The organism is Marinifilum sp. D714 (assembly GCF_030851345.1).
In the GTDB taxonomy this organism is placed as follows: domain Bacteria; phylum Bacteroidota; class Bacteroidia; order Bacteroidales; family Marinifilaceae; genus Marinifilum.
The window spans coordinates 383,086-405,791 of the sequence record NZ_JALPNU010000001.1; the positions used below are offsets into that span (position 1 = coordinate 383,086).

18 protein-coding genes are annotated in these 22,706 nt (G+C 35.7%); 6 read left to right on the forward strand and 12 right to left on the reverse strand.

Annotation, left to right across the window (positions count from 1 at the left end; genetic code table 11):
* Positions 1-38: 38 nt before the first annotated feature.
* The 10 genes from M0051_RS01540 to M0051_RS01585 form a co-directional block, all read right to left on the reverse strand.
* Entirely contained in the window at positions 39-1,469 is a 1,431-nt protein-coding gene (locus M0051_RS01540; protein WP_306739789.1) for a glycoside hydrolase family 47 protein, read from the reverse strand.
* Positions 1,470-1,603: 134 nt separating this feature from the next.
* Positions 1,604-4,621 (reverse strand): GH92 family glycosyl hydrolase, encoded by a 3,018-nt coding sequence (locus M0051_RS01545; protein ID WP_306739790.1) that lies wholly within the window; start codon positions 4,619-4,621, stop codon positions 1,604-1,606.
* A 102-nt stretch (positions 4,622-4,723) separates the two neighbouring features.
* Complete coding sequence (locus M0051_RS01550) at positions 4,724-7,792, reverse strand: ATP-binding cassette domain-containing protein (protein WP_306739791.1); 3,069 nt, start codon at positions 7,790-7,792, stop codon at positions 4,724-4,726.
* A 958-nt stretch (positions 7,793-8,750) separates the two neighbouring features.
* Complete coding sequence (locus tag M0051_RS01555; RefSeq protein ID WP_306739792.1) at positions 8,751-9,602, reverse strand: hypothetical protein; 852 nt, start codon at positions 9,600-9,602, stop codon at positions 8,751-8,753.
* Positions 9,554-9,991 carry an SRPBCC domain-containing protein gene (locus tag M0051_RS01560; RefSeq protein ID WP_306739793.1) on the reverse strand — a complete coding sequence of 146 codons (438 nt, stop codon included), beginning with the start codon at positions 9,989-9,991 and terminating at the stop codon, positions 9,554-9,556. Before M0051_RS01560 ends, M0051_RS01555 begins: the two co-directional genes overlap by 49 nt.
* Before the next feature lie 50 nt (positions 9,992-10,041).
* Positions 10,042-10,464 carry a DUF3788 domain-containing protein gene (locus tag M0051_RS01565; RefSeq protein WP_306739794.1) on the reverse strand — a complete coding sequence of 141 codons (423 nt, stop codon included), beginning with the start codon at positions 10,462-10,464 and terminating at the stop codon, positions 10,042-10,044.
* 11 nt (positions 10,465-10,475) lie between these two features.
* On the reverse strand, positions 10,476-11,135 hold the full coding sequence (locus M0051_RS01570) for a hypothetical protein (protein WP_306739795.1): 660 nt from the start codon (positions 11,133-11,135) through the stop codon (positions 10,476-10,478).
* 87 nt (positions 11,136-11,222) lie between these two features.
* The gene (locus M0051_RS01575) at positions 11,223-11,678 is read right to left on the reverse strand and encodes a hypothetical protein (RefSeq protein ID WP_306739796.1); all 456 of its coding nucleotides are present in this window, start codon (positions 11,676-11,678) and stop codon (positions 11,223-11,225) included.
* A 133-nt stretch (positions 11,679-11,811) separates the two neighbouring features.
* On the reverse strand, positions 11,812-12,357 hold the full coding sequence (locus tag M0051_RS01580) for a transposase (protein WP_306739797.1): 546 nt from the start codon (positions 12,355-12,357) through the stop codon (positions 11,812-11,814).
* Between the two features lie 42 nt (positions 12,358-12,399).
* The gene (locus M0051_RS01585) at positions 12,400-12,801 is read right to left on the reverse strand and encodes a hypothetical protein (protein ID WP_306739798.1); all 402 of its coding nucleotides are present in this window, start codon (positions 12,799-12,801) and stop codon (positions 12,400-12,402) included.
* A 376-nt stretch (positions 12,802-13,177) separates the two neighbouring features.
* Here M0051_RS01585 and M0051_RS01590 point away from each other — a divergent pair, with 376 nt between their 5' ends.
* The 4 genes from M0051_RS01590 to M0051_RS01605 all read left to right on the forward strand — a co-directional run bounded on the left by M0051_RS01590 (position 13,178) and on the right by M0051_RS01605 (position 17,966).
* On the forward strand, positions 13,178-13,999 hold the full coding sequence (locus M0051_RS01590; protein ID WP_306739799.1) for an FKBP-type peptidyl-prolyl cis-trans isomerase: 822 nt from the start codon (positions 13,178-13,180) through the stop codon (positions 13,997-13,999).
* Between the two features lie 675 nt (positions 14,000-14,674).
* Positions 14,675-15,064 (forward strand): BlaI/MecI/CopY family transcriptional regulator, encoded by a 390-nt coding sequence (locus M0051_RS01595; RefSeq protein WP_306739800.1) that lies wholly within the window; start codon positions 14,675-14,677, stop codon positions 15,062-15,064.
* Position 15,065: 1 nt separating this feature from the next.
* Positions 15,066-17,162, forward strand: coding sequence for a carboxypeptidase-like regulatory domain-containing protein (locus M0051_RS01600; protein WP_306739801.1), 2,097 nt, complete (start codon positions 15,066-15,068; stop codon positions 17,160-17,162).
* A 240-nt stretch (positions 17,163-17,402) separates the two neighbouring features.
* Positions 17,403-17,966, forward strand: a complete 564-nt coding sequence (locus tag M0051_RS01605) for a DNA-3-methyladenine glycosylase I (RefSeq protein ID WP_306739802.1) — start codon at positions 17,403-17,405, stop codon at positions 17,964-17,966.
* Between the two features lie 132 nt (positions 17,967-18,098).
* On the opposite strand, the gene M0051_RS01610 is transcribed toward M0051_RS01605, so the two are convergent.
* Both M0051_RS01610 and M0051_RS01615 read right to left on the reverse strand, forming a co-directional pair.
* Positions 18,099-19,664, reverse strand: a complete 1,566-nt coding sequence (locus M0051_RS01610) for a TonB family protein (protein WP_306739803.1) — start codon at positions 19,662-19,664, stop codon at positions 18,099-18,101.
* A gap of 2 nt (positions 19,665-19,666) precedes the next feature.
* Complete coding sequence (locus M0051_RS01615; protein ID WP_306739804.1) at positions 19,667-20,038, reverse strand: BlaI/MecI/CopY family transcriptional regulator; 372 nt, start codon at positions 20,036-20,038, stop codon at positions 19,667-19,669.
* A 155-nt stretch (positions 20,039-20,193) separates the two neighbouring features.
* On the opposite strand from M0051_RS01615, the gene M0051_RS01620 reads away from it, so the two are divergent.
* Positions 20,194-20,643 carry a hypothetical protein gene (locus M0051_RS01620; RefSeq protein ID WP_306739805.1) on the forward strand — a complete coding sequence of 150 codons (450 nt, stop codon included), beginning with the start codon at positions 20,194-20,196 and terminating at the stop codon, positions 20,641-20,643.
* Between the two features lie 147 nt (positions 20,644-20,790).
* Complete coding sequence (locus M0051_RS01625; protein WP_306739806.1) at positions 20,791-22,698, forward strand: hypothetical protein; 1,908 nt, start codon at positions 20,791-20,793, stop codon at positions 22,696-22,698.
* Positions 22,699-22,706: the final 8 nt, after the last annotated feature.

The following is a 22,706-nucleotide window of genomic DNA, read 5'->3' on the forward strand; positions in this document are numbered from 1 at the left end:
TTCTAAACAGCCCCAAATGAAAATCTAATTTCAAAATTTTATTCCAATCCCAGGTTCTTCTTCACCTTCTCAGGTTCAAAGGATTTTTTTGGAAATGGATGCGCTTCGGTATTAAAAACATAGTTATCCAAATTAAACTCTCCTGTTTCTTTGGTAAATGTTAGATACAGATATTTAAATGTTTCTGCAAAAAAGAATGTTGGCATGTAATCTTTTTTCTTCATGGTTCTAACATCTTCAACCGACGAGAATGCAATTTCAGTTTTACAGTATTTTTTAATATCTGACCAATACTTCTCCGCCATATCGTAATATTTTTGCTTCCTGGTAATGTGGTACAAGTAATAAGCCGATTCGATTATTTCAGGATTCAAATCATAAACAGGATAGGTTGGCTCGTTATCTTTATAATCGTAAATCATTGGCTCCAATCCATACTTATTCCATAGGTTGTTCCATGTATCCTGAGTTTTTTCAGCTCTTCTTAAATCCCCATCCAATGCAAGAATCGATTGGAAGAATGCATCGTAAAGAGTTACTACACTAGCAAACTGACGACCTGAATGTGGATCGATACAATCACGCTCGGCGGTATGCATATTCACACGACCATACCATAAACTCTTCTCATCTTCTTCTGCAACATATTTGTTAATGGCTTCAATGCTTACATCCCACATTTTCTGTGAATCCTTATCACCAAACAATAACATACTTTTGTACAAGTACTCATAGTATGAATCAGCTCCTGCACAAATATGCGAATGATCGTTTAACCATTCTCCTGTTTCAACATCAATTAAATCGGCAACCAAATTAAGCTCTGATCTTCTTTCCCATATGGCCATATTGGCCTTCTTGGCAGTTTGATAGTAAACAGGATTGCCTGTATAGTAACTCAAAATCCCTAGCTCGAACATATACGAAGCAGCTTCGGCCAAATTGATTTTCGTTCCTTTGGTTTCGCCGGTTTTCAGATTTACCCAATAGTAAGGCAAACCGGTTGGTGAATCAAATGCTTTCAACATTCTTTTCCCAAAATCCTCTGCTTTCAACAAAATTTTAGGATCGTAAGTGTACTCATACATGGCAAGCAATCCTCCCATGATTCTAATGTTCACCTCAAAAGTTTTCACGAACAAATCCTTATCCCAACTAATCGAATCAATCACATAATCTTCAACCTCTTTTGCTTGTTCTTCAAGGCCCATAACTTTCATGGTACTATAGGCATCAATTGGGGAAATATGCAATGATTCTTCATACCAATCCTGATATGATTTAGACAATGGCAACAACACATCATGTCCCCATGCATACTTTTTATAAGCATCCCAGGTACGCACAAATTCTTTTTTCACGTCCTCGGCCAGAGGACTAATTTTCACTGGCTCCTTTTTGCTTTGCTTAGGTTGACATGCAACAAAGACAAGAGCAAAAACAAGCAACAAATAATTTCGTTTTTTCATGATATACAGGTTTTCTTTATTCGGAGGCTTTGAACCTCGTTTTCTTAATTTAGGAATAAAGTAAAACCGAGTCGATTAAGTCTGATTTAATTCCTGATTAATACTGTAAAAAACTGGTTAATCCATAAAAAAAATTAATTGATTAGAATTTCATCAACAAAAATCCAATGCTTTCTGCCTCCTGCCATGTGCCAATCTGGTATTGGTCCATTTTTGAATGTTATTCTTAAGTAACGGCAATTAACCGATGGAAATTCAATGGCAGGTCTTGTTACATATCTGCGCTCATCTTTTGGTGATTCCATACTTATGGTTTTTACCAGTCGGTAGTTCTTTTGATCATTTGAAACATATACCTCGATTTCATCCGGATTAAAGATCCATGCCCCGGGATAGATTAGAATTCCAGGTTTCATTTCACAAATGGTTCTTGATTCCCCCAGATCAATATCAACATTTAGATCTTTCAAGTCTATACCTGTCCAAAATCCATCATTAAAGGTTGTTGAGCCAAAACCGCCATCTATGAGTTGAGCCCCTGATTTTTCACCATAACCAATATCTTTGCCTTCAACCTTAACTTTTGGATAGCCTGTTTGGGAGTTAAATGGAATTCCTTTTAGGTAATGCAATTGCAAACTTCCACTCTCCTTCAGCCCAGCTTTGAATGCCTTAGCATGAATGGTAGCATCCTTACTAATCACTATTGGATTCTTATATTTTTTAGAATTTGTGTTGGGTTCAGAACCGTCCATTGTATATCTGATTTCGGCCCCATTTGTACCACAAAGCAATTCGACCATTTTACTCTCCTCAAAACTAAAAGCGATATCATTGACGTAAGGCATTAGAACCTGCTTTTCTTCGTGCAACTTGTAAACTTCTGAGGCTTTCATACCGTTTAGTTTATTCAAATCAGCTTTTGAATTCCCCCATGATTTATTCGGTTTGCTGCCCATTTCGAAAACCAGTTCCCCTCCATGTTTAATTTGATCGTAAGTAATAAATGGTTTGGTAAATTCTTTTCCATTTAGTTTTGCCGATTGGATGTAAATGTTCTTTTCAGAATTGTTATTGGCAACAACGGTAAATACTTTACCATTCTCAAGATTAATACTTGCTTTTTGATAGGCAGGAGAGCCAATTTGATACTGGTTACTACCTGGACAAACAGGATAAAATCCCAAAGCCCCAAAAATATACCAGGATGACATTTGACCCAAATCATCATTATTATCCAGTCCTGCAGGATGATCGTGATAAAAGCGAGGAAGAATTTCTCTTACCAACTTCTGAGTTTTCCATGGCTGACCTGCATAAACATACAGGTAAGGCACCTGATGGGATGGTTCATCTCCATGACCATATTTTCCAATAAAACCGGAAATATCCACATGCTGTGAGCCTCCAATTTCAGAATCATCAGCAAAGATTTCATCCAGCCAGGATGCAAACTCCTCCCTACCTCCGTGCAATTGCATTAGGTAAGCCATATCGTGAGGAACATAAGAAGAGTATCCCCAAATGTTACCCGACACATAATTCTTCACCAATCCATCCCACTTGCTTTTGTCCACATTCACCAATTTACCATTCTGCAGTTTAGGCAAAAGGTAGCCTGATTTTTCATCAAACAAATTACGATACCCTTTTGACCTTTGTTGGAATAAATAGGCATCATCCTTCTTTCCAAGCTTTTGAGCAACCTGACTCAAACACCAATCATAGTAATTGTACTCAGTTGTTTTCGAAACAGAACTTCCAATTTCACCTGGAACAAAATCCATATCGACATAAAAGTTCATTCCATTTACATCGTAACTATTACTATGCTTTTCCAAGTTAAAAGCTGCTGCTTTCATCGCATCATAGGCAGTCTGATTGTCGATTCCCTCAATATCTTTCAATATGGCATCAGCCATTACGGAAACCGTACTGTATCCAATCATACAAACATTATCGTGTCCCAAACATTCCCATACTGGCAAACCAACTTTTGAATCGGAGTATCTTGATGAAAGCGAGTTCACAAAATCAACGGTTTTCTCTTGCTCCACAATTGCCATTAAAGGATGAACAGCACGGTAGGTATCCCAAGTAGAAAAGTTACTGTATTGATTAAAATCGGAATGATATTTTTTCCCTTCCACCATATATTCTCCGGTAACATCCGAAATCAAGTTTGGTGATATCATGGAATGATAAAGAGCGGTGTAGAAATTTCTTTTGTCTGATAGTTTATCCGTTTCGATATGAAACTTGTTCATTTTGTTTTCCCAAAGTTTCTGAGCTTTGCCTAATACCTGATCAAATGAAACCTCTTTTGCTTCAGCTTCGAAATTGGCTTTGGCTCCTTCATAACTCACATGCGAAAGTGCCACCTTAACTTCAACGCTTTCACCTGAATTCACATCAAAACTAACGAAACCTTTCACTCTTTTGGCTGTTGCTTTCTTTGTATCTGCCTGAATTTTATCATCAATGGCAACACCACTTTGTTCGAATGATTTGGAAAATTTGGCATAGAAATACACTCTTCTATCTCCTCCTTCACCATTACAATGTTTCCAACCTCTTATTTCAGTATCTGATAAGATTTCAATTTCTGTTGCCTGAACATTTTCCATGATATTGTGAGTAGGATCAAGAATTACATTTCCTTGCCCGGCAGTATTGAAAGTATATCTGTGAAACCCAACTCTGGGCGTACAAGTCAATTCAACTTTTACATCGTAATCATCCAAAACAACTGCATAATAACCTGCAGAAGCTTTCTCTTTTTCATGAGAAAATCTTGAGCGAAATCCACTTTCTGGATTTTCTTCTGTACCCGCTTGAATCTTTGTTTCACCAAGAGTTGGCATCAACAAAATATCGCCTAAGCCAGCCAAACCAGCTCCACTAATATGGGTATGTGCAAACCCTTTTAATATGGAATCGCTATAGTGATAACCCGAACACCAATCCCAAGCCTTGAAGTCATTACTGGGACTTAGCTGTACCATACCAAAAGGTAAAGTTGCCCCTGGAAATGTGTGGGCATGACCATCGGTTCCGATCATGGGATCGACATACTGAATGAGTTGTTTGTTATCCGCAAAAAGTCTAGATGTAATAAACAACAAAAGGAATATTTGAATTAATTTCTTCATGAATAAATTGCTTTAGGATACAATACCTTTACATATCCTGCAAATAAAATCCTGCATGGTTAAGATTTTGATTAATTCATGATTAATCCCCCATATATTTCATTATTTCTGACGTTTTCTTCTAATTCTGATATCTCCTTCAGGCAATATGGTCACCCATAAAATTTCAATCAGAAGTAGGAATCTACGAAGTACATCAAAGTACAATGAGAAATAGAAAATGATACTTGTTAACCAAATGATTATCACATTAAACCAAAATGTATCAATCAAATAGTTGCCAAGTCGCTTTTGCGAGGCGAATAAATGAGCTCGTCCATTCTGACTAATTGGTGTTTGAAAAACAGGATCTTTTAGTTGAATAAATTCATCTTTATACCTTATCAACTTATTAATTTCTCTTCTGTTTGTTACAATTTGCTCAATCGCCTCGTTGTGATGGGTATTTTTGTATTCAATAATTTTCTTTCTGTCGCCAAGTTCATCAATAATCTCTTCGTAAACCTGGTCTCTAAGCTTCGATTGTTCTTTGTATTCCTTCCAACCAGCTTGCTTTACATGCTCAAGCCAAATTTGCACTCTTTCTGATGAGTCTCGCAAAACTTGCTTCGATACTTCCAATTCATCTGGAAAAGTATATATATCCGAAAGCTTCAACAGTTCGTTTTTAAATACTCGATAGTGTTTATCATTATTTTCTTTCAACCATGACTTATAGCTTTGCTGCATGGCAGGAATCAAAAATGATGAGCGAAAAGACGATTCACTCATTGCTTTCTCGTATGGGAAAAACTGCTTCTCAAATTCATTATTCTTAAATTGCTCAACCACCAAAGCCTCATATGCCCATCGCGAAGTCATCAAATCTCCAACGATTGGAACATACTTTTGTGTTGTAATGGCAGGATGCAATTTGTTAAAGTTCACAATTACTCCTGAGAACAATAGTTGTGGAACTAAAATAAAAGGTATGGATACATAAACAGCCACAACAGTATTCAATCCTGCTGACAGGTTTAAGCCGATTAAATTGGCACATGCCGAAGCTGTATACAAGATTAACCAATACTCCCAGGTTAAGCCTTTAATCTCCAAAATATAGGTGGCAAGAACAACAAATAAAAAACTCTGTATGGCCGAAATAATCAACATGATAATGACCTTGGAGTTCAGATAGCTCCATCGACTCAAATTCAAAAACTTCTCACGCTTCATCATTCTTCGGTCGTGAAGAATTTCTTCTGCCGAAATAATCAAACCAAGGAATAAGGCAACAACAACTGCCATAAAAATAAAAGAGGGAATATTTTCATTCTTGGCAAATATATAGTCCAAATGATGAGATTCAGAACCGCTAATGTACTTGGTAAAATATCCCAAAATAATGGCTAAAAGTGGTGCCTCCAACAAGGTAATCAGCATGTACTGCCTATTACTAAGTTTCGCTTTAAAATCTCTTGAAAGATAAATTTTCAATTGCTCCCAACGCTTTGGAATACTAAAATAGTTCTTGGGAATCAGTTTTTTTCTACGAGGTTTATGTACCCTGTTTTTCTTCTCAATATTCTCCTTATAGAGTTCATACCAATCATCAGAACTTCTTTTGCGCTTACGAATTTGCTTGCCATATTCGTTCATCATCCTGGCTTCAACAATTCGCAAAATTTGTTCAGAGTTTACATTACCACAGGTTAAGCACTCACTTTCATCAGCTTTAACGTAAAGCGATTGGGTTTTAAAATAAACCACAGCATCAATAGGATTTCCAAAATAAATTACCTTTCCTCCCTGGTCCATCATGATTAGCTTATCCAAAAGCTTAAAAATATCAGACGAAGGTTGATGAATGTTACAAATTACCAATTTGCCTTTTAAAACCTGACGTTTTAGAAGGAGCATTACCTTTTCTGAATCCATGCTCGATAAACCTGAGGTAGGTTCATCAACAAAGAGTACCGAAGGCTCACGCATTAACTCCAATGCAATATTTAATCGCTTTCTCTGTCCTCCACTTAGAACTTTATTTATCGGATCACCAACCTTTAAATCCCTGGCTTCTACCAAATCAAAATCCTCAATGGTTTTGTCAATGATTTCCTCGATTTTCTCATCCGAGGTGCCATCAAAACAAAGTTTGGCATTAAAGTACAAGTTTTCGTACACCGTTAATTCCTCAACTAATAAGTCATCCTGAGGAACATACCCAATAACTCCTTCAAGTTTATCTTTATCCAAATGAAGATCATAACCATTGATATAGATATTTCCCTGACGCAGGGATAAATTCCCATTTAATACATTTAGCAAAGTTGATTTTCCGGTACCACTGCCGCCCATCACGCCTACCAATTGTCCGGAATTCATTTCCAAACTAACAGGATGAATCCCATTATTAGAACCAGGGAACTTAAACTCTATATTTTTCGCAATAAACTGAAGATCAGATAAATTTTTCTTCTCGATAAAAATGGAAGAAATCTGGGAGTAATAAATCGGGTCAATTCTATGACTTCGAATAACCGAACCATAGGATAGAATGTAAGCCCTATCAACCTTAATATTGTGTCCGTTCAAAAAAAGGTTATACTCTCCAAAATATTTCATCAGGAAGGTATTGGTGCTTTCCAGATGCAAAACAAAAATTCTTCCTCGAAGTTTCTCACTCCGAATATGTTTCACCACCTCATGCGACCACTCTTCATTATTATCAATTAATAAAAGATGCTCGTTAAATGGTATAGAAAGTTCATCACCAATCAGAAATTGGCGACCTAATTCAAATTCTTTTTTGGGAATATTAAAGGTTTTTGAAACGGTTTTTACCAAATCCAATTCATCGTGGCCCGTATATTCCGTCTCATCAATAAATTCAAGCAATTGAAGCATGATCCATACCTTCTGCTCCTGCTCTACTTCCTCCACCAATTTTTCACAAACATTTTTTACCTGAGGATGCTTGTTTACAAAACAAACCTCTCCCGTCTCATCGCAATGAGAATCTTTTAAGTATCGCTCAAAATCCTGAAGATACTTCTCAGTCCACTCCTTACTAAACTGTTTCTGAAGCCATACTTCCACAACATCTCGTGCTGCTGTTTCGAATCCCAACTTTTGCTCATCAACAATAATGGCAAAAAGTCTCATTAAGGCTTTCAGTAATGATTCATTCATAGTCTAGGTTTGGAATTGATTTGATTTTGACAAGGCCTAATTTAGATAAATAATACCGATTATTCAATGAGATCAGAGCCAAGTTCACTATTTTCCTTGGCACTTTTCATTGATATATCGGCATTATACTGAGTGTCAATTACTGTGGTATAAAATGAGCTATGGAAACTCCTATTTTAAAGAGATATTTACCATTATCTAAAGAAATCATTTAAAACTCTAAGTTTCAATGGATTTTTTTTTAACCTTAAATTCGTTGAATCCCTCATAAATAAAGACCTGCAGCTCTCTATTGAGCAGCCATCTGTTTGAATATCAAACTCCTTTAAGGTTTTTTAACACTTATTCTCAGGTCTTAACCAATTCTTGCCATACCTTTGTAATGTACTATTAAAAGATAGTATTTTCATAGATTAAAGATTTAGGTTAGTAATTAGTGGTTAGAGAGAATCCCGGACGCCCGTTCGGGATTTTTCTTTTGTATATCCACCAACAAATCCTTCCAAGAATAAGATTTAAACCGATTATTAATTTATAAAAGTCATTAGTCCTTTTTACTCCCAATGGATAACTGATGATATCTCGACATTTAAGTATTCTCCTATAGCTCACACTGAAATTTAAACGACATTATATTTATTTAACATTTGTTCAGTTCGCTTAACGCTTTAACCAACTACATTTGAATCATACAAAACAGAGAAGTTTTTTCATAGGTTAGATTTTAGGTTAGTAATTAGTGGTTAGAGAAAATCCCAGACTAGTTGGTCTGGGATTATTCTTTTTATAATGGTATCAAGCAATAAAATTATAATTCCTTAACATCAGCTTAAAGCAATTCACTATAAGCAAGCATACATTTGTACTGTAAAAAACGCGAAGTTTTTTTCATAGATTAGTGATTTGGGTTACATTTAGTGGTTAGATTTGAAATCCGGGTGGGGACCCGGATTTTTTATTAATTTATCTGAACATGAATATGATCGTCATGCCTTACCGATCTGCAACCTTGAAACCTAACTCTTTTATCATCTAACTTGAGCCTCTGTTTCAAATGCGGCTCAATAAACATCTTTGTGAGTTTTCTTTGACTTAAAATAGCGTCAATTAAAGCATTGGTTCCACTTTTAGAAAACTTGATATCATCATTAATCCTTCCAAGGGTCATATATTTTGGATAATCATACTGAAAATATCCTTTTTGCATACAATTTTTACACTGATCAACCTCATACCTTAGCGGATTTTCAAACACGCCATATCCACTTATAGACTTGCTTTTGTTTACAATTTGTCCATTAATGTCTTCATAAATCAAACTGAAATCAATCTTGCAACCATCATTATGACTGAGGTGTGGCAACAAAGGAAAACCATCAAAAAAGGGGAAACAAGCATCTAAGTAGCGGGCTTTTACTTCTGGATTCTTTTCAGCTAGGTTTTGGGAAATACTTTGCAAAAACTCATGGGTTTCAGTAGTAACATAGTTACGATTCAATAAAACGGTTGCAAAAGTTGCTGCTTGCAAATTATTATTATTTCTGATCTTTTCTCTTCCAAACCATGGGGCAACAAATGGAACAATCAGAAAGCTTGCTGTGACATATAAAACTATAAAAATCACCAGCCTTTTACCCCAAAAAGATAGTCTAATCTTATTGTTTAAAATGACACTAATTAAATAGATCAATCCGCCTATTTGCGTTATAATGGTTAGAAGGACGAATATTATAAATCGACTCAAATATTTTACCAGCTTCATCATTTCTCCAAATACTCCTTTAATCTCTGGTTGATAAAATACTTCCAACCACCTTCACAACTTTCACGTCTGAATTCGGGAACATCATTAGAGAAAGTTTCTATTCCGACGGCTGTCACTCTAATTTTGCAGCCTTCATTTTCTTCGAATAGTTCATAAGTTACCATGGCAAGCCCATCATATCCTTCATATTCCCATTGGCAAACCAATTTCTCGTTTGGAACCACTTCGCAAACTTTCCACAGGTGCATAAACTCACTTTCTCCAGCATCCACATTAAATTGGGTAGTAAAACCAACTTCTGCCTTATGATTTGGCATCTCAGCAAAGAACCATTTTCGCATTTCATTGGGGTCGGTTATGGCCTTCCAAACTTGTTCTTTGCTTTTGGTGAAGCTTTGTTCTGTAATTATTGGAGTGTTATCCTTATTCGTCATATGCAAATTTTTATTTACTCCTTTATTCTAAATAGCTAAAGAAATCTTATTCAATACTTCAACTTAATCTCGATCAACTTCTCAATATCCCTTAGTTGAGATTCATCGGTAATTTCAATTCTTACACCTCTGCCTTCGGCATATTTCTTCGCATTCGAAAGGTCTGTTTTAATGCTTTCAGCAATATCTGTCTGCATAATTTCATCATAAGCTTTTTGTCCGAAAACAAAAGCTACCAAAAAGCGATTCTCTCTTGGTAAAAAGTAGAGAATGGCTCTTTTCTTATCTTTTATGCGAAAGCTCCATCCATAGTTTTTACCAGGATAGTTCCATTCCTCTGTTGCATTAGGGTATTTCTCGTAAACCAAATTGTAAATCCGTTCCCACAAGGGATACAAATCGCCTAATTGATCGCCCACATCATTTAATGTGGGCTTTATGGCTTTGTCGGGGAAAATGCTAATATCATTCATAGCTTTCTGTTTTATAATTCAGCCAATTGTTCTTCAGTGATCTTACGAAAAGCAAATTTATATCCTTCGTAGCCTGCAATACCATAAAATAGAATATCCATTACACTAAATGTTTCCATCATTACATCCAAAGTTAACGAGTAGTCAAACATTACCAATGTTTGCATAAGCGTTAATCCCTCGGCGTTGGCTACATAGCCAATTATGCTAAAAAAGTTACCCAACACACAACTCAAAATCGCAATTATTCCTCCAGATATACCAAATACCTGATCCATACCTTTTCCTGTATAACGCATCGAGAAACCTACTCCAGCGCCAATTGCCAAAGCCATATAACCAATTTGATAATTGGTTGCTACCGTAATCATTCCCCACAATATGGCACCAACAATTCCAACAAATGATCCAGCAACAATTGCCATTGGCAGGTTCTGTTCCATGCGTAATTTTTCAACTTGTTCTTCGGTTAAATGAATGATCACCTCTCCATTTTCATCCACTTCCGTTTGTATGTTTGTCAATTCCACTTCCGGATCGGAACTAAAGTTTGGACATTCATTCTCGAAATTAGCATGCTCATTGGTTAAGGTACAAACCAATCCTTGTTGTAAATCCATTTTTCGGTTTGTACACTGCTTGCATAGTACCAATTGCTCTTCTCTTGTCATAGTTTTAGGGGGTTAAGTTTTATAATTTGGGTTTGTTAATTTTTCTTCGTTTTGGGGCTGTTAAAAATTATAGTAGTATTCCATTCATTACTTTTTACGTTCATAGTAAGTAACAGGTCCATCCACATAGGATTGGTTGATGATTAAGGTATCATTTTCGGTAGAAAAATAGGATTCCGTTCCCTTATTGATGACCAAAACCAATGTAGAATCACTATTGGCATCCATCGAGTTATCGATTCTGTACTTTAGCAGGTATGGATACTTGTGACTCAACACCTCATCTCTGTAATACTCCACCGTATCGTTGGTTTTGAATACAATCTTTTCCTGGTATCCTTCTGATTCGGGCGTAAATTCGCTTCGTGTGCGTGGACTTTCGGTTTTTATCCACTGCCACTCTCCCTGCAGCGATTTGTAGGCCTCATCCAAGGCATTGTACACCAATTTTTCATCGGTACAGGCCATGGATAGGTATACGATACCGATTAAGGTAATCAGGTAGGTAATTTGGTTTTTTGGGGTAATTGCTTTTGGTATCATGCTAATGAATTTTATTGATTCTACTAATTTAAACCATCTAGTTCTTTTCTACCAATCGAATATGTTTCAAATTTTCTTTCATTCCATCTTGCCCATTACTACCGCAAGTCTGTGACTTGTGGCTATAACAACGCTATACCAGCACAATATCTATTAATCCTGTCCCATCGGCATAATCAATTGCGCTACTATACTTGTATTCGTGACATTCAACAACAAATCCTTCTTCCACGGGATTATTGTGTAAATAATTTAGTTTCTGATCTAAAATCTTATTATCCGATAATTCAATAGGATTATTGTTCTGTTGCCAAAACTGAATGTTTTTGTTGTTCCCATTTTTCTTTCCTGCTCGCTCAAACATCCACAACATCCAATCTTTACGGCTTTCTCTTGGATTCTCTCGAATAGCCTTAATGATCTCCTTTGAGGTATATTTTTTTAGATCTCGAACAATATCCTGCATCTTATCTTGTTTAGTGCCAATGATCATATGCACATGACTGGTCATAATTACCCAACCATATACTATTAACCCCTTATTTTTAATACAATAATTTATACTATCCACAAGTATGTCCTTATACTGTGGCCTAACAAATACATCTATCCAATGTACCGTAGCAAAACTTATGAAATACCTACTTTCTTGATCTCTAAATTTATAATTTCGACTCATTGGTATTTTTTGTTATTACCACAAGTCACAGACTTGCGGCAGTTAGGGGTTTGTACTACCTTCGGCAATATCGGCAATTGCAGACATTAAATTCTCATCCTTACGATATGCATATCGAAAGGTATGAATCAGTTCCGATTTCAATTCATTGGCTTTCTCCTGAATATCGGCCCACGAATCCTCGGCCTGATTGGCCTTGTGTTGGTCCTCTACCCATAATGACTGTACTTCGCGACATGCACCAATTCTGGCCTGCAAATCGTCAATTTGTACTTCGGTAACATTTATTGTGGCAAGTTCTGCAATATCGATTCTGGCACATCGAGCCATATCTTCTGCTTCCTGCAAATAAATGTTTACGGGCATTGTAATTGCCACTATACTTTCATCTTCCACAGCCTGAATCTTTTCTTTCAAAGCTGTTAAATGATCAGTATTACTCATTTTGTAACAAGTTTTAGTTTTATAAATGTTTGTTGTAGTAACTTCTGTGTAAAGAAGTAATGAGAGGGTGGTTTGTATACAACATTGTCCGCAGGCAATATTGTTTGTGCGCTTGGTACCATCGAATAAAGAATTTTATTGATACTCCTTACTTTACAATAGTATAGTTAAAGCTAAACATTTTAATTAACACTATAATGTTAAAAAATCTTAAAATATAACTCATACCCAAAGAGCATTGCATGTGAATTTTTAAATTTTCGCTCAAAATTGTAAATTCGCTACGCTGTTAAAAAGAGAAGCATCACCTTGATTCCCTCGAAAAAAGACGGCGAATAAAAATTCAAGTTTTAATCCCTAAATAAAATTTAAACACATGAAAAGAAGTAGTATCATTCTTGCTTTTTTAGCTGTTATTGTAATTTTTAGTGCATGTAATAAAGTACCTCGATCGGGTAAATTAAAGTTTAAGAACAGTGTGGATAGTGTAAGCTATGCATTGGGTTATATCGAAGCGAATAACTACAAGCAAAGTTTCGAACGCGTGCCTTTCCAAATGGATACTGCCGCTATGGTTGAGTTTGCCAAAGCTGTTGCAAAAACAAAACTATCGGAAAGATATGTGGAGTTCAGAAAAAATCAGTTCGAAGGCTTAAACGAGGATATTTTTTACAAAGGATTTCTGAACGAGTTGGCATATGGCAAATCGTATTTCACAAAAATGAGTGCCGATATGTATTTAAACAAAATTTTTAAAGAAGTAAAAACCAAAAAAGACTCTCTTAAAAAAGAGGAAGGAAAAGCCAACCTGGCCAAAGGGAAAAAGTTTTTAGAAGAAAATAAAGCTCGCGAAGGAGTAATCGAAACCGAAAGTGGCTTACAATACGAAATTATTAAAGAAGGTACGGGTAAAATTGCCAAGTTAACCGATAGAGTTAAATGTGTTTACCACGGAACTTTAATCGATGGTACGGTTTTCGATAGCTCGAAAGAGCGTGGCGATACTACTGCTTTTGGTGTAAACCTTGTAATTAAAGGTTGGACCGAAGCGCTACAGTTAATGCCTGAAGGATCGGAATGGAGATTGTACATTCCTGGTAATTTGGCTTACGGTGAAAATGGGAACCAAAAAATTGGCCCAAACGAAACCTTAATTTTCGATATCAATCTGGTTGAAGTGGTTGAAAAGAAAAAATAAGATTTACGATTATAGATATTGATAAAGGGATGCCTATTGGTGTCCCTTTTTTAATTAATAATTAGCAATGTGTAATGAATAATTGTTTTGATTTGAATCGCCTGATTTTCCATCTATCTGTAACACATTCATTCGCCTGTTTGACTTTTGCACTATTCTACCTTTCTACTATTCCACTTTTAGGTAGCTGAGCGGAGTCGAAGCTCCACTTTTACTATTCTTTCAAGTCACTGGCTAAAGCCAAGTGACAAAGGAAAAGAAAGTACCTAATTGGACGTTTTGACCATTCGACTGTTGAACTTTACATGTCGCGAGAAACCCAAAAGATGTAATAACGAACCAAGTCGCGACAATTAAACTAATCATCATTACCCAGGGTGGCATTCGTTTCACTCATTTACCTTGGGCTACAAAGATATTGCTCCTACAGAGCAAAATTCTCTAATCACCCCTATACATAATTAAACCATTCTACTTTTCTACCATTCTACTTTTCTACTTTTCCACCTTCCAAGTGACACAGGAAAAAAAAGTGCTTAATTGGACGGTTTAACTGCTCGACTATTAGACCGTTTGACTTTTTCTTACTACTAAAATAGAACTTTTACTATAAAAATAGTAGGATTTAAAAACCATTCTACTATATTTGTAGTAGAATTATAATCGAAATTGTATATGGATATCAAATCACTTACCAAAGCAGAAGAGCAAATCATGCAGATTTTATGGCAGTTACAAGATGGTACTGTAAAAGAAGTAATCGAAAATTTTAAAGATTCGAAACCTGCATACACCACTGTAGCAACCGTATTAAGTGTGTTGGAAAAGAAAGGATTTGTAAAACATCGTAAGGTAGGAAACACAAAGGTGTTTACTCCTATGGTAAGTAAAACTGATTATACCAAAGTACAATTCTCGTCGCTCTTACGAAACTACTTTAATGGTTCGTTTCCGAAAATGGCAAGCTTTTTTGCCCGCGAAAACGATTTGGATATCTCCGACTTGGAAAATATCATGAAACAAGCCGAAGAGGAAATGAAACAAGATCACGATAAAAACGAATAGTATGAATGTTTATTTTGACTTTCTGATAAAAGCATCGGTCAGCATAGGCATCATGTATGTTCTGTACTGGTTGTTGTTACGCAATTTAACCCACTTTAAGGCCAATCGATATTTTCTACTGGCAAGTGTGGTTCTGGCCATAATCTGTGCAGCATTTCCCCTTAAGTATGAAGTGTTAATGCAAGCTCCAGCAGTAATGCAAAGCTCTGAATATGCGGATCAGTTTCAGCGTGATGTTGCAAACACCATCGTTCAGCAGCCTGAAGATTCCTCAATCAGTATTTGGGGAATTCTATTGGCAGTATACAGTATAGGTTTTGCCTTGGTTCTTCTTCGATTGCTGATTCAATCGTGGAAACCCATACAGATTATTTTTAGAACTACTCCTAAGAAAATAGACGATTACCTGTTGCATGAGAATACGGTTTACAAAATGCCATTCTCATTCTTTAACAGGATTTTAATTCATCCCGAATATTTTAAACAAAACGAGATAAATGACATTTTAACTCATGAAAAAGTGCACATTCAAGAGCGTCATTGGATCGATTTGTTCATTATAGAGCTGTTAACAGTGTTTTTTTGGTTCAACCCATTTATTTGGCTGTTTGAACGTGCTATTAAACAAAACCATGAATACCTGGCCGACAAAGGTGTATTATCCCGGGGCCAATCACCAGTCAGGTATCAGGCTTTATTAATTAACCAGCTAATGGGCACAAAAGTTATTGGCATGGCCAATCATCTGAATTTTGCCCTCGGCCCAACCCGATTTAAAATGATGACGAAAGAAAAATGTTCGAAGCGAAAATTGTACCGAATGATTTGGCTTCTGCCGGTATTGGCATTATTGATGTACTCGTTTGCTCAGCCTGAATACAAGGTGCAAGCACAGGGACAAAAAAAGAATGAAACCAAAACGGTTATTGTTCCTGACAACAAAGAATTGGAACACAATTTAACTGATGGTACTATAGTTACAATTCCAGGAGGAACAACTCTTACTTATCCTGTGAAATCTAAAAAGAACAAAGGAGAGGTAAAAAAGAATGATGAAACAAAATTTGATGTTAGTGATTCTAAGGTTCCTTTTAAGGTGAAAAACAAGAAAGGAAATATCAATACACTTTCTAATGTTGAAAAGCCTAAAACAAGCAAAAAAGTTCCTGCTAGAATTAAAGGTACAGTAAAGGATGAGAATGGAAATCCTATTCAGGGTGCCTCCATTATACTAAAAGGAAGTACAATGGGAACCATTACTGATGCAGATGGTAAATATGAATTTGAAAAGCCAGTAGGTGAAAATGGAGGTTTAATTGCCATACATCCTGGGTATGAACAAAAATCCAACTCCTTATCTCATGAATCAGGTTCTGATTATTTAAAGCATGATTTTATCATGGAAGCTGTTGATTCTGATGATAAAAAAGACCAGCAAAAAGCAATTAAAGTTTCTGGTACCGTAAAAGATGTGAATGGAAATCCTATGCCGGGAACTTCTGTGGTATTAAAAGGTAGTACTTTAGGAACGGTTGCTGACAGACAAGGAAAGTATGAAATTGAAATACCTGCAGGATCTAAAGTTGCATTTGTAGCTTCTTTTGTTGGTTACCAAACGCATGCCACCAAAGGTTCTCTTCCTGAAACCAATAAGCCTATGGAGGTGAATTTCACCATGAAACGAGAAGTGATTGGCATTTCAGCTAATGATCTTAAAAAGGCTGGAGACGTTCCTCCGCCACCGCCACCACCAGCTCCTGAAACTCCAAAAGATTCTGACGAACTTGTATTTTATATTGTAGAGGAAATGCCACAATATCCACAGGGATTTTATGGACTGGCACAACATGTAAAAAAACAATCTGCGAATATCAAGGAGAGTTTCTTCTTCGAAGGTAAAACGTTAAAAGGAAATGCTACTGTTGGTTTTACTGTAAACCCTAAAGGAGAAGTAAACAATATTCAAATCCTTAAAAAATCGAATGAGGTAGCAGCCGAAGCTGCAAAAATTATTGCTTCGAAAATGGAGGCTTGGAAACCTGGTTCTCAACGTGGTAAAAAAGTCGCTGTTGATTTTGCAATGGAACTAGAGTTCTAAACAAAAAAACATTTCGATATTATTCTAAAAAAGTGCTGTTCACACAGATCTTATTGTGTATAACAGCACTTTTTGCATTGTACTATTTGGTATTATTCTGCCTTTAACCGGTTCTCTAATCTGAACTTTCAGCATTCCCAACTGAAACAATTTATAAAAACTTGTCGATTTTTCCCTTTTGCCTAATTTATATCCTTAAAATCTCTTTCTATCTTTAGCTGATTCTTAAAAACAACAGAAATGGGAAAAATAAGATGCGAGTGGGCAGGCAACGATCCACTATATTGCGACTATCACGATAATGAATGGGGCGTGCCGCTCCATGATGATCAAATGCTATTTGAATTCTTGATTTTAGAAGGAGCTCAGGCGGGTTTAAGTTGGATTACTGTACTTCGAAAAAGAGAAAACTACCGCAAGGCTTTTGATAATTTCGATCCGAATATTGTGGCCAAATACGATCAAAAAAAGGTGGATGAACTACTGCAAAATGAAGGCATCATCCGAAATAAATTGAAAATTAATTCGGCCATAAAAAATGCCAAGGCTTTTCTTAAAGTTCAAAAAGAGTTTGGCAGTTTCGACAAGTACATTTGGAGTTTTACAGGTGGCAAAACCATTAAAAATGTATGGAAAAACTTGTCTGAAGTACCCGCACTTACCGATGAAGCTACTGCCATGAGTAAGGATTTAAAAAAGCGAGGTTTTAATTTTGTGGGGCCAACCATTTGCTATGCTTTTATGCAGGCAACTGGTATGGTTAACGATCATACAACCGATTGTTTTAGATACAATGCGAAATAAAAAAAGGATGTCCAAAAAGTAAGTGCCAAGCTTGTGGTATCATATTGAAATATTTTATTCTCAAATCCAGAGACTCTTAATTACGCTAAGAATAACAATAATGTTCAACTTTTTGGACTCCCCCATATTTTTTTAGGATTTAAAAGTAATAGGAACCGTATAGGAACAATGAACTGGCTTTCCTTTTTCTTTTCCCGGACTCCATATTGGCATACCTTTTACTAGTTCCAATGCAATTGCATCAACTTCTTTATTTCCGGATCCTCTTGTCATACGTACATTATCAATTTTGCCTTCTTTCGTTATAATAAAGGTCACGAAACACCTCTGTCCTGTAATGTATTTGGGGTCTAATTCACTAATTTTTTGCTTCAAATATATTTGAATATTTTCATGCCCACCTGGAAACTCCGGCATTTCCTCTACAATTACATAAACATGTTCTCCTTTGTACTTTTTAGGCGACTTGCGTTTCAAATTCGTTTCGCTAAACTTATTATCCTCCTTAGTCACATCACTTTCCTTATCAAGAGCTATTTTTAGAAAGTAACCTTTTTCCGTTGTTTTTCCTTTCAATACAAAGTCTTTAACCGCTATATTCTTTGTTTGTAAAGCCACGAACGACACATTTATGCTTGCACTTTTTGCAGCACTAATTTCAAATTTACCATAACGATTCGCGACTGTACCATAAGTTGTTCCTTCAACAATTACAGTTGCACCAGGAATAGGTTTACCATCACTTGCAAGAACAACTCCTGTTATTTTCACTTTCTCCTGATTAGATACTTCTGTAACTACAGGAGAATCGGCATATACTTTCTCAATTTTTAAATTAAAGATTACTACTGCTAAAATTACTGGTAGCATAACTAGTAACTTAAAGCGCCTATTTTTTGAACTTTTATCTTTTGACATCATAATCATTCTTTTTTTATTAATGGAATAATTTAAGTTGTTGGCTAAACCAACCACTTCGGCTCCCATTAGTTGATTAATTAATAGTGCCTGATACTGTCCAATGCTAAAGCCGCGCGCTATAACTTCATCATCAGCCAATAATTCATGCGTTTGTTTTATTGCGATTTGAAAAAGCCATACAAATGGATTAAACCAAAATATGATGCTTAGAATTTCCACCAAAAGCAGATCGATCCAGTGCTTTTGAAGTGCATGAACTTTTTCATGTATAAATATATTTCTTAAGTCTTCATTTTCGAACTCTTCCCTGTTGATCACAACATATCCAAAGAAGCTAAATGCAGGTATTTTCTCATCAAGGAGTATTACTTTACAGTTGTCTTTCACTATAAACTCCTTTCCTTTAATCATGCTCCATATCTGCCAAACCTTTATGCTGCTTCTCATCAACAACACCAAGGAAACCATTAAATAGAATCCCATTAAAATCTGAGGTATGCTGTAAAACGTTTTATTTTCGGACAAGGACTCTGGCATTGATCCAGCTATCCATTCACCAACAGATAAGTCACTTGAAACATTTACCTGTGAAGTTTCAACAAGCACTGTATATGGTATTTTTACAAGAGGTAGAAAAGCTGCCAGAACAATACTCATCATTAGAAACCACCTGATTTCGGTAAAAAACCTTTCGTTTCTTAAAAACAGGAAATACAAGACGTAAAAAACTGCCAGAATTCCTGAGGACTGCATTAAATAATGGAAGAATTCATTCATATCTATTTCTCCTTCTCAATTTGTTCTTTGGCTATCTTTATCATCTCTTCCAACTCCTGAATGCTTAGCTTATTATCCTTTGCAAAAAAAGATGCCATTCGAGAAAATGAGCCATTAAAATAATTTTTTACCAAAGCCCCAGCTTTAAAACCTGAATAATCTTCTTTCGAAATTTTAACCGCAAACAAATGTGATTTTCCAGCTGGAATTTTATCAGCAAATCCCTTCTTTTCTAGTGCATTCATCACTGTTGCAACAGTTGTATATGCGGGCTTTGGATCTGGAAAGTTTGAAACCACCTCTCTTACATTGGCTTTTTTTAATTCCCATAATATCTGCATCACTTGTTCTTCAGCTTTGGTCAACTCCTTCATCTTAACATTTACTTTTAGATTAATCTACTACAAACTTAGTACTAAATTTTTAGTAGACAAATTTATATACTAAAAATTTAGTAGATAAATTTATTTTTAAACTGCAAGTATTGATAAATGCCAGCTATTTTGCTAACTATGCAAAAAAATTGAGCATGGAAACTTTTGAATTATCTAAAGAATCATATACCCTTTGGGACCGAATTAGAAAAGAATTGTCGCTTTTGTTTTTACTTGTGGTTATACTTCTATTCTTTGTAGGATTTAAATTTGTTTATTTCTCTGCTATAATTGTAATGTATTCACTCTTATTATTGCTTAAACGCAATAGAATTATTACATCCATATCTTTTGATGATCAAAATCAAGAGTTGCACATACAGTATTACTATTTCATTTTCGTCAGAGGAAAAGAAAAGATTCCCTACTCCAAACTAAATTATAAATTGAGCATGAAACGATTTGGTTTTGGTGCAGCAACTCAAACTTTGGAAATATTTAAAGGAAAGATTCTATCTGCGGAACTCAGAAAAGATGGAAAATGGAGTTGGCCAGAGGAAAAAACGAACACCATTTGTAATAAGCTATCAACCATTCATAAATAAACTAGGAATAATTTCTTTTAAGGTATAATTCTTGATAGATCCTTCGAGAGAATCTCAATTTATTTATCTTTGAGAATAGTGTATAACCGTAGAAAATAAAATACTATTCGAAGTTCAGCTACATATTGTTTATTAATAGTCATCCTATTGAGCTATTTTTATTCTGCAAATGCACAGCAGAACATTCCCAAAGACAGCCTTGTAAAACCCACTAAAAATATAGATTTACCCGATAGTACCATAATCATTTCACGCGATACTATCGTATTTTTAATGGATACAGTAAGCGAACGAAAAAAGGATTCTCATAAAAGCGGAAGCAAATTCTATCATGCAATACAACGAGGAGCTTATAAACGTAAATTTACCAAAGAGCTTTACAAATTATTTTTTGTAGCTCCCGATAAAATTTCTCCTACCGATACCATAAAAACAGAACGTAGTGAAACTGCCTTTGTTATTTACCAGGGGAAAACAATCAGAAATATTGAGGTAAGAGTTCTTGAGCCTTTCGGTTCTAGCCTGCACGATACTACGAAAGTTGCCAATAGCTGGATAGAAAGAGCAGGTAACGACCTTCACCATACCAGTAGACGTGGACATTTAAAAAAAATGTTACATCTAAAAGAAGGAGATAAACTGGATGCTTATACACTTGCTGACAATGAAAGGTTGATTAGACAACTAAACTATATTAAAGATGCATTCTTTAGGGTTATACCTGTAAAAGGCTCAAATAAATTTGTGGATATACAACTATGGGTAAAAGATCAGTTTTCCTGGGGGATTGACGTGGATCTTGGTTCAAATTTATCTACTGAGTTCGAAATTTACAGCCGAAACCTATACGGCATTGGCCATGAATTCAGCAATAAATTCCATTACGATAGTAATGAAGATCAAAAGTTTGGATATTCAGGGAGATACACAATTCGTAATATCAAAAGAAGTTTTATTGACGCCAGTTTAATCTACGAAAATACATATGAAAAATCAGTAATTGGAATTGATTTTGAACGAGATTTTGAAACCTACAACACCAAAAGAGCTGGTGGGTTGAGCTTATCTAAAACCATGCGTTCAGACAAAATCATGGACGACGATCCGATTCGGAACGAAGTACCTCTGGATTTTAATTATGGGAATCTATGGTATGGAACTTCGATAAAACTAGACTCTAAAAATTTATTTGCCAGACGAAAGATGTACTTCACAGGAAGAATTGCCAGTAGAAAGTTTTTTGAAAGGCCGGAAACTGGTCCTGAACTAAATCAATTTTTCCACAATAACATCCTGTACCTTGGCGGGATCAGTATTAGTCAAACACAATATTACAAAAGTAACCTGATCTATAATTTTGGTAGAACCGAGGATATTCCTTATGGATTTTTAACGCAAATGAATTTTGGATACGAAGATCGAGAATACTCACACCGTTTATATTTGGGTTTTGATTTTCAGAAAGCAAGCTATGTTAGTAAAACAAGAAGTTACCTTTTTAATCGCTTAGCTATTGGTGGATTTTTCAATTCAAAACGTTTTGAACAGGGAAGCTTAATCGCCCAATCGAAATTCTTCAGTCGAATTCGAAAATTGGGAGCATTGAGATTCCGTAATTTTGGAGATTTAAAATACACCTTAGGTATCCGAAGATTTCCTGAAGAATTTATCACGATTAATAACAAACACGGCATTCGTGGATTTAAAAGTAAAGAAGTCATCGGAAACCAAAAATTGAGCTTAAATTTGGAAAGCGTAGCTTTTACACCATACATGCTAGGTGGTTTTAAATTTGCCTTCTATACATTTGGAGATCTTGGAGTTATTGGCAGTAATCAGAAACACATTTTTAAAGGTGATTATTACTACGGATTAGGTTTTGGTGTGCGATTACACAATGAAAACCTTGTATTCAAAACCATACAGCTACGTTTGGCATTTTATCCAAAAGCTCCAAGCGATTTTCAGTCTACGGCCTTCCGTTTATCAGGCGAAGAACGTCCTCGATTTAATGATTTTAAAGTCGGTCAGCCTGATGTTGTTCCATATGAATAGATTGTTCA

What these genes read in the sequence shown, in the direction of transcription:
- M0051_RS01540 (WP_306739789.1), bottom strand. Translation starts at nt 1,469, where the DNA reads ATGAAAAAACGAAATTATTTGTTGCTTGTTTTTGCTCTTGTCTTTGTT.
- M0051_RS01545 (WP_306739790.1), bottom strand. Translation starts at nt 4,621, where the DNA reads ATGAAGAAATTAATTCAAATATTCCTTTTGTTGTTTATTACATCTAGA.
- M0051_RS01550 (WP_306739791.1), bottom strand. Translation starts at nt 7,792, where the DNA reads ATGAATGAATCATTACTGAAAGCCTTAATGAGACTTTTTGCCATTATT.
- M0051_RS01560 (WP_306739793.1), bottom strand. Translation starts at nt 9,991, where the DNA reads ATGACGAATAAGGATAACACTCCAATAATTACAGAACAAAGCTTCACC.
- M0051_RS01565 (WP_306739794.1), bottom strand. Translation starts at nt 10,464, where the DNA reads ATGAATGATATTAGCATTTTCCCCGACAAAGCCATAAAGCCCACATTA.
- M0051_RS01570 (WP_306739795.1), bottom strand. Translation starts at nt 11,135, where the DNA reads ATGACAAGAGAAGAGCAATTGGTACTATGCAAGCAGTGTACAAACCGA.
- M0051_RS01575 (WP_306739796.1), bottom strand. Translation starts at nt 11,678, where the DNA reads ATGATACCAAAAGCAATTACCCCAAAAAACCAAATTACCTACCTGATT.
- M0051_RS01580 (WP_306739797.1), bottom strand. Translation starts at nt 12,357, where the DNA reads ATGAGTCGAAATTATAAATTTAGAGATCAAGAAAGTAGGTATTTCATA.
- M0051_RS01585 (WP_306739798.1), bottom strand. Translation starts at nt 12,801, where the DNA reads ATGAGTAATACTGATCATTTAACAGCTTTGAAAGAAAAGATTCAGGCT.
- M0051_RS01590 (WP_306739799.1), top strand. Translation starts at nt 13,178, where the DNA reads ATGAAAAGAAGTAGTATCATTCTTGCTTTTTTAGCTGTTATTGTAATT.
- M0051_RS01595 (WP_306739800.1), top strand. Translation starts at nt 14,675, where the DNA reads ATGGATATCAAATCACTTACCAAAGCAGAAGAGCAAATCATGCAGATT.
- M0051_RS01600 (WP_306739801.1), top strand. Translation starts at nt 15,066, where the DNA reads ATGAATGTTTATTTTGACTTTCTGATAAAAGCATCGGTCAGCATAGGC.
- M0051_RS01605 (WP_306739802.1), top strand. Translation starts at nt 17,403, where the DNA reads ATGGGAAAAATAAGATGCGAGTGGGCAGGCAACGATCCACTATATTGC.
- M0051_RS01610 (WP_306739803.1), bottom strand. Translation starts at nt 19,664, where the DNA reads ATGAATGAATTCTTCCATTATTTAATGCAGTCCTCAGGAATTCTGGCA.
- M0051_RS01615 (WP_306739804.1), bottom strand. Translation starts at nt 20,038, where the DNA reads ATGAAGGAGTTGACCAAAGCTGAAGAACAAGTGATGCAGATATTATGG.
- M0051_RS01620 (WP_306739805.1), top strand. Translation starts at nt 20,194, where the DNA reads ATGGAAACTTTTGAATTATCTAAAGAATCATATACCCTTTGGGACCGA.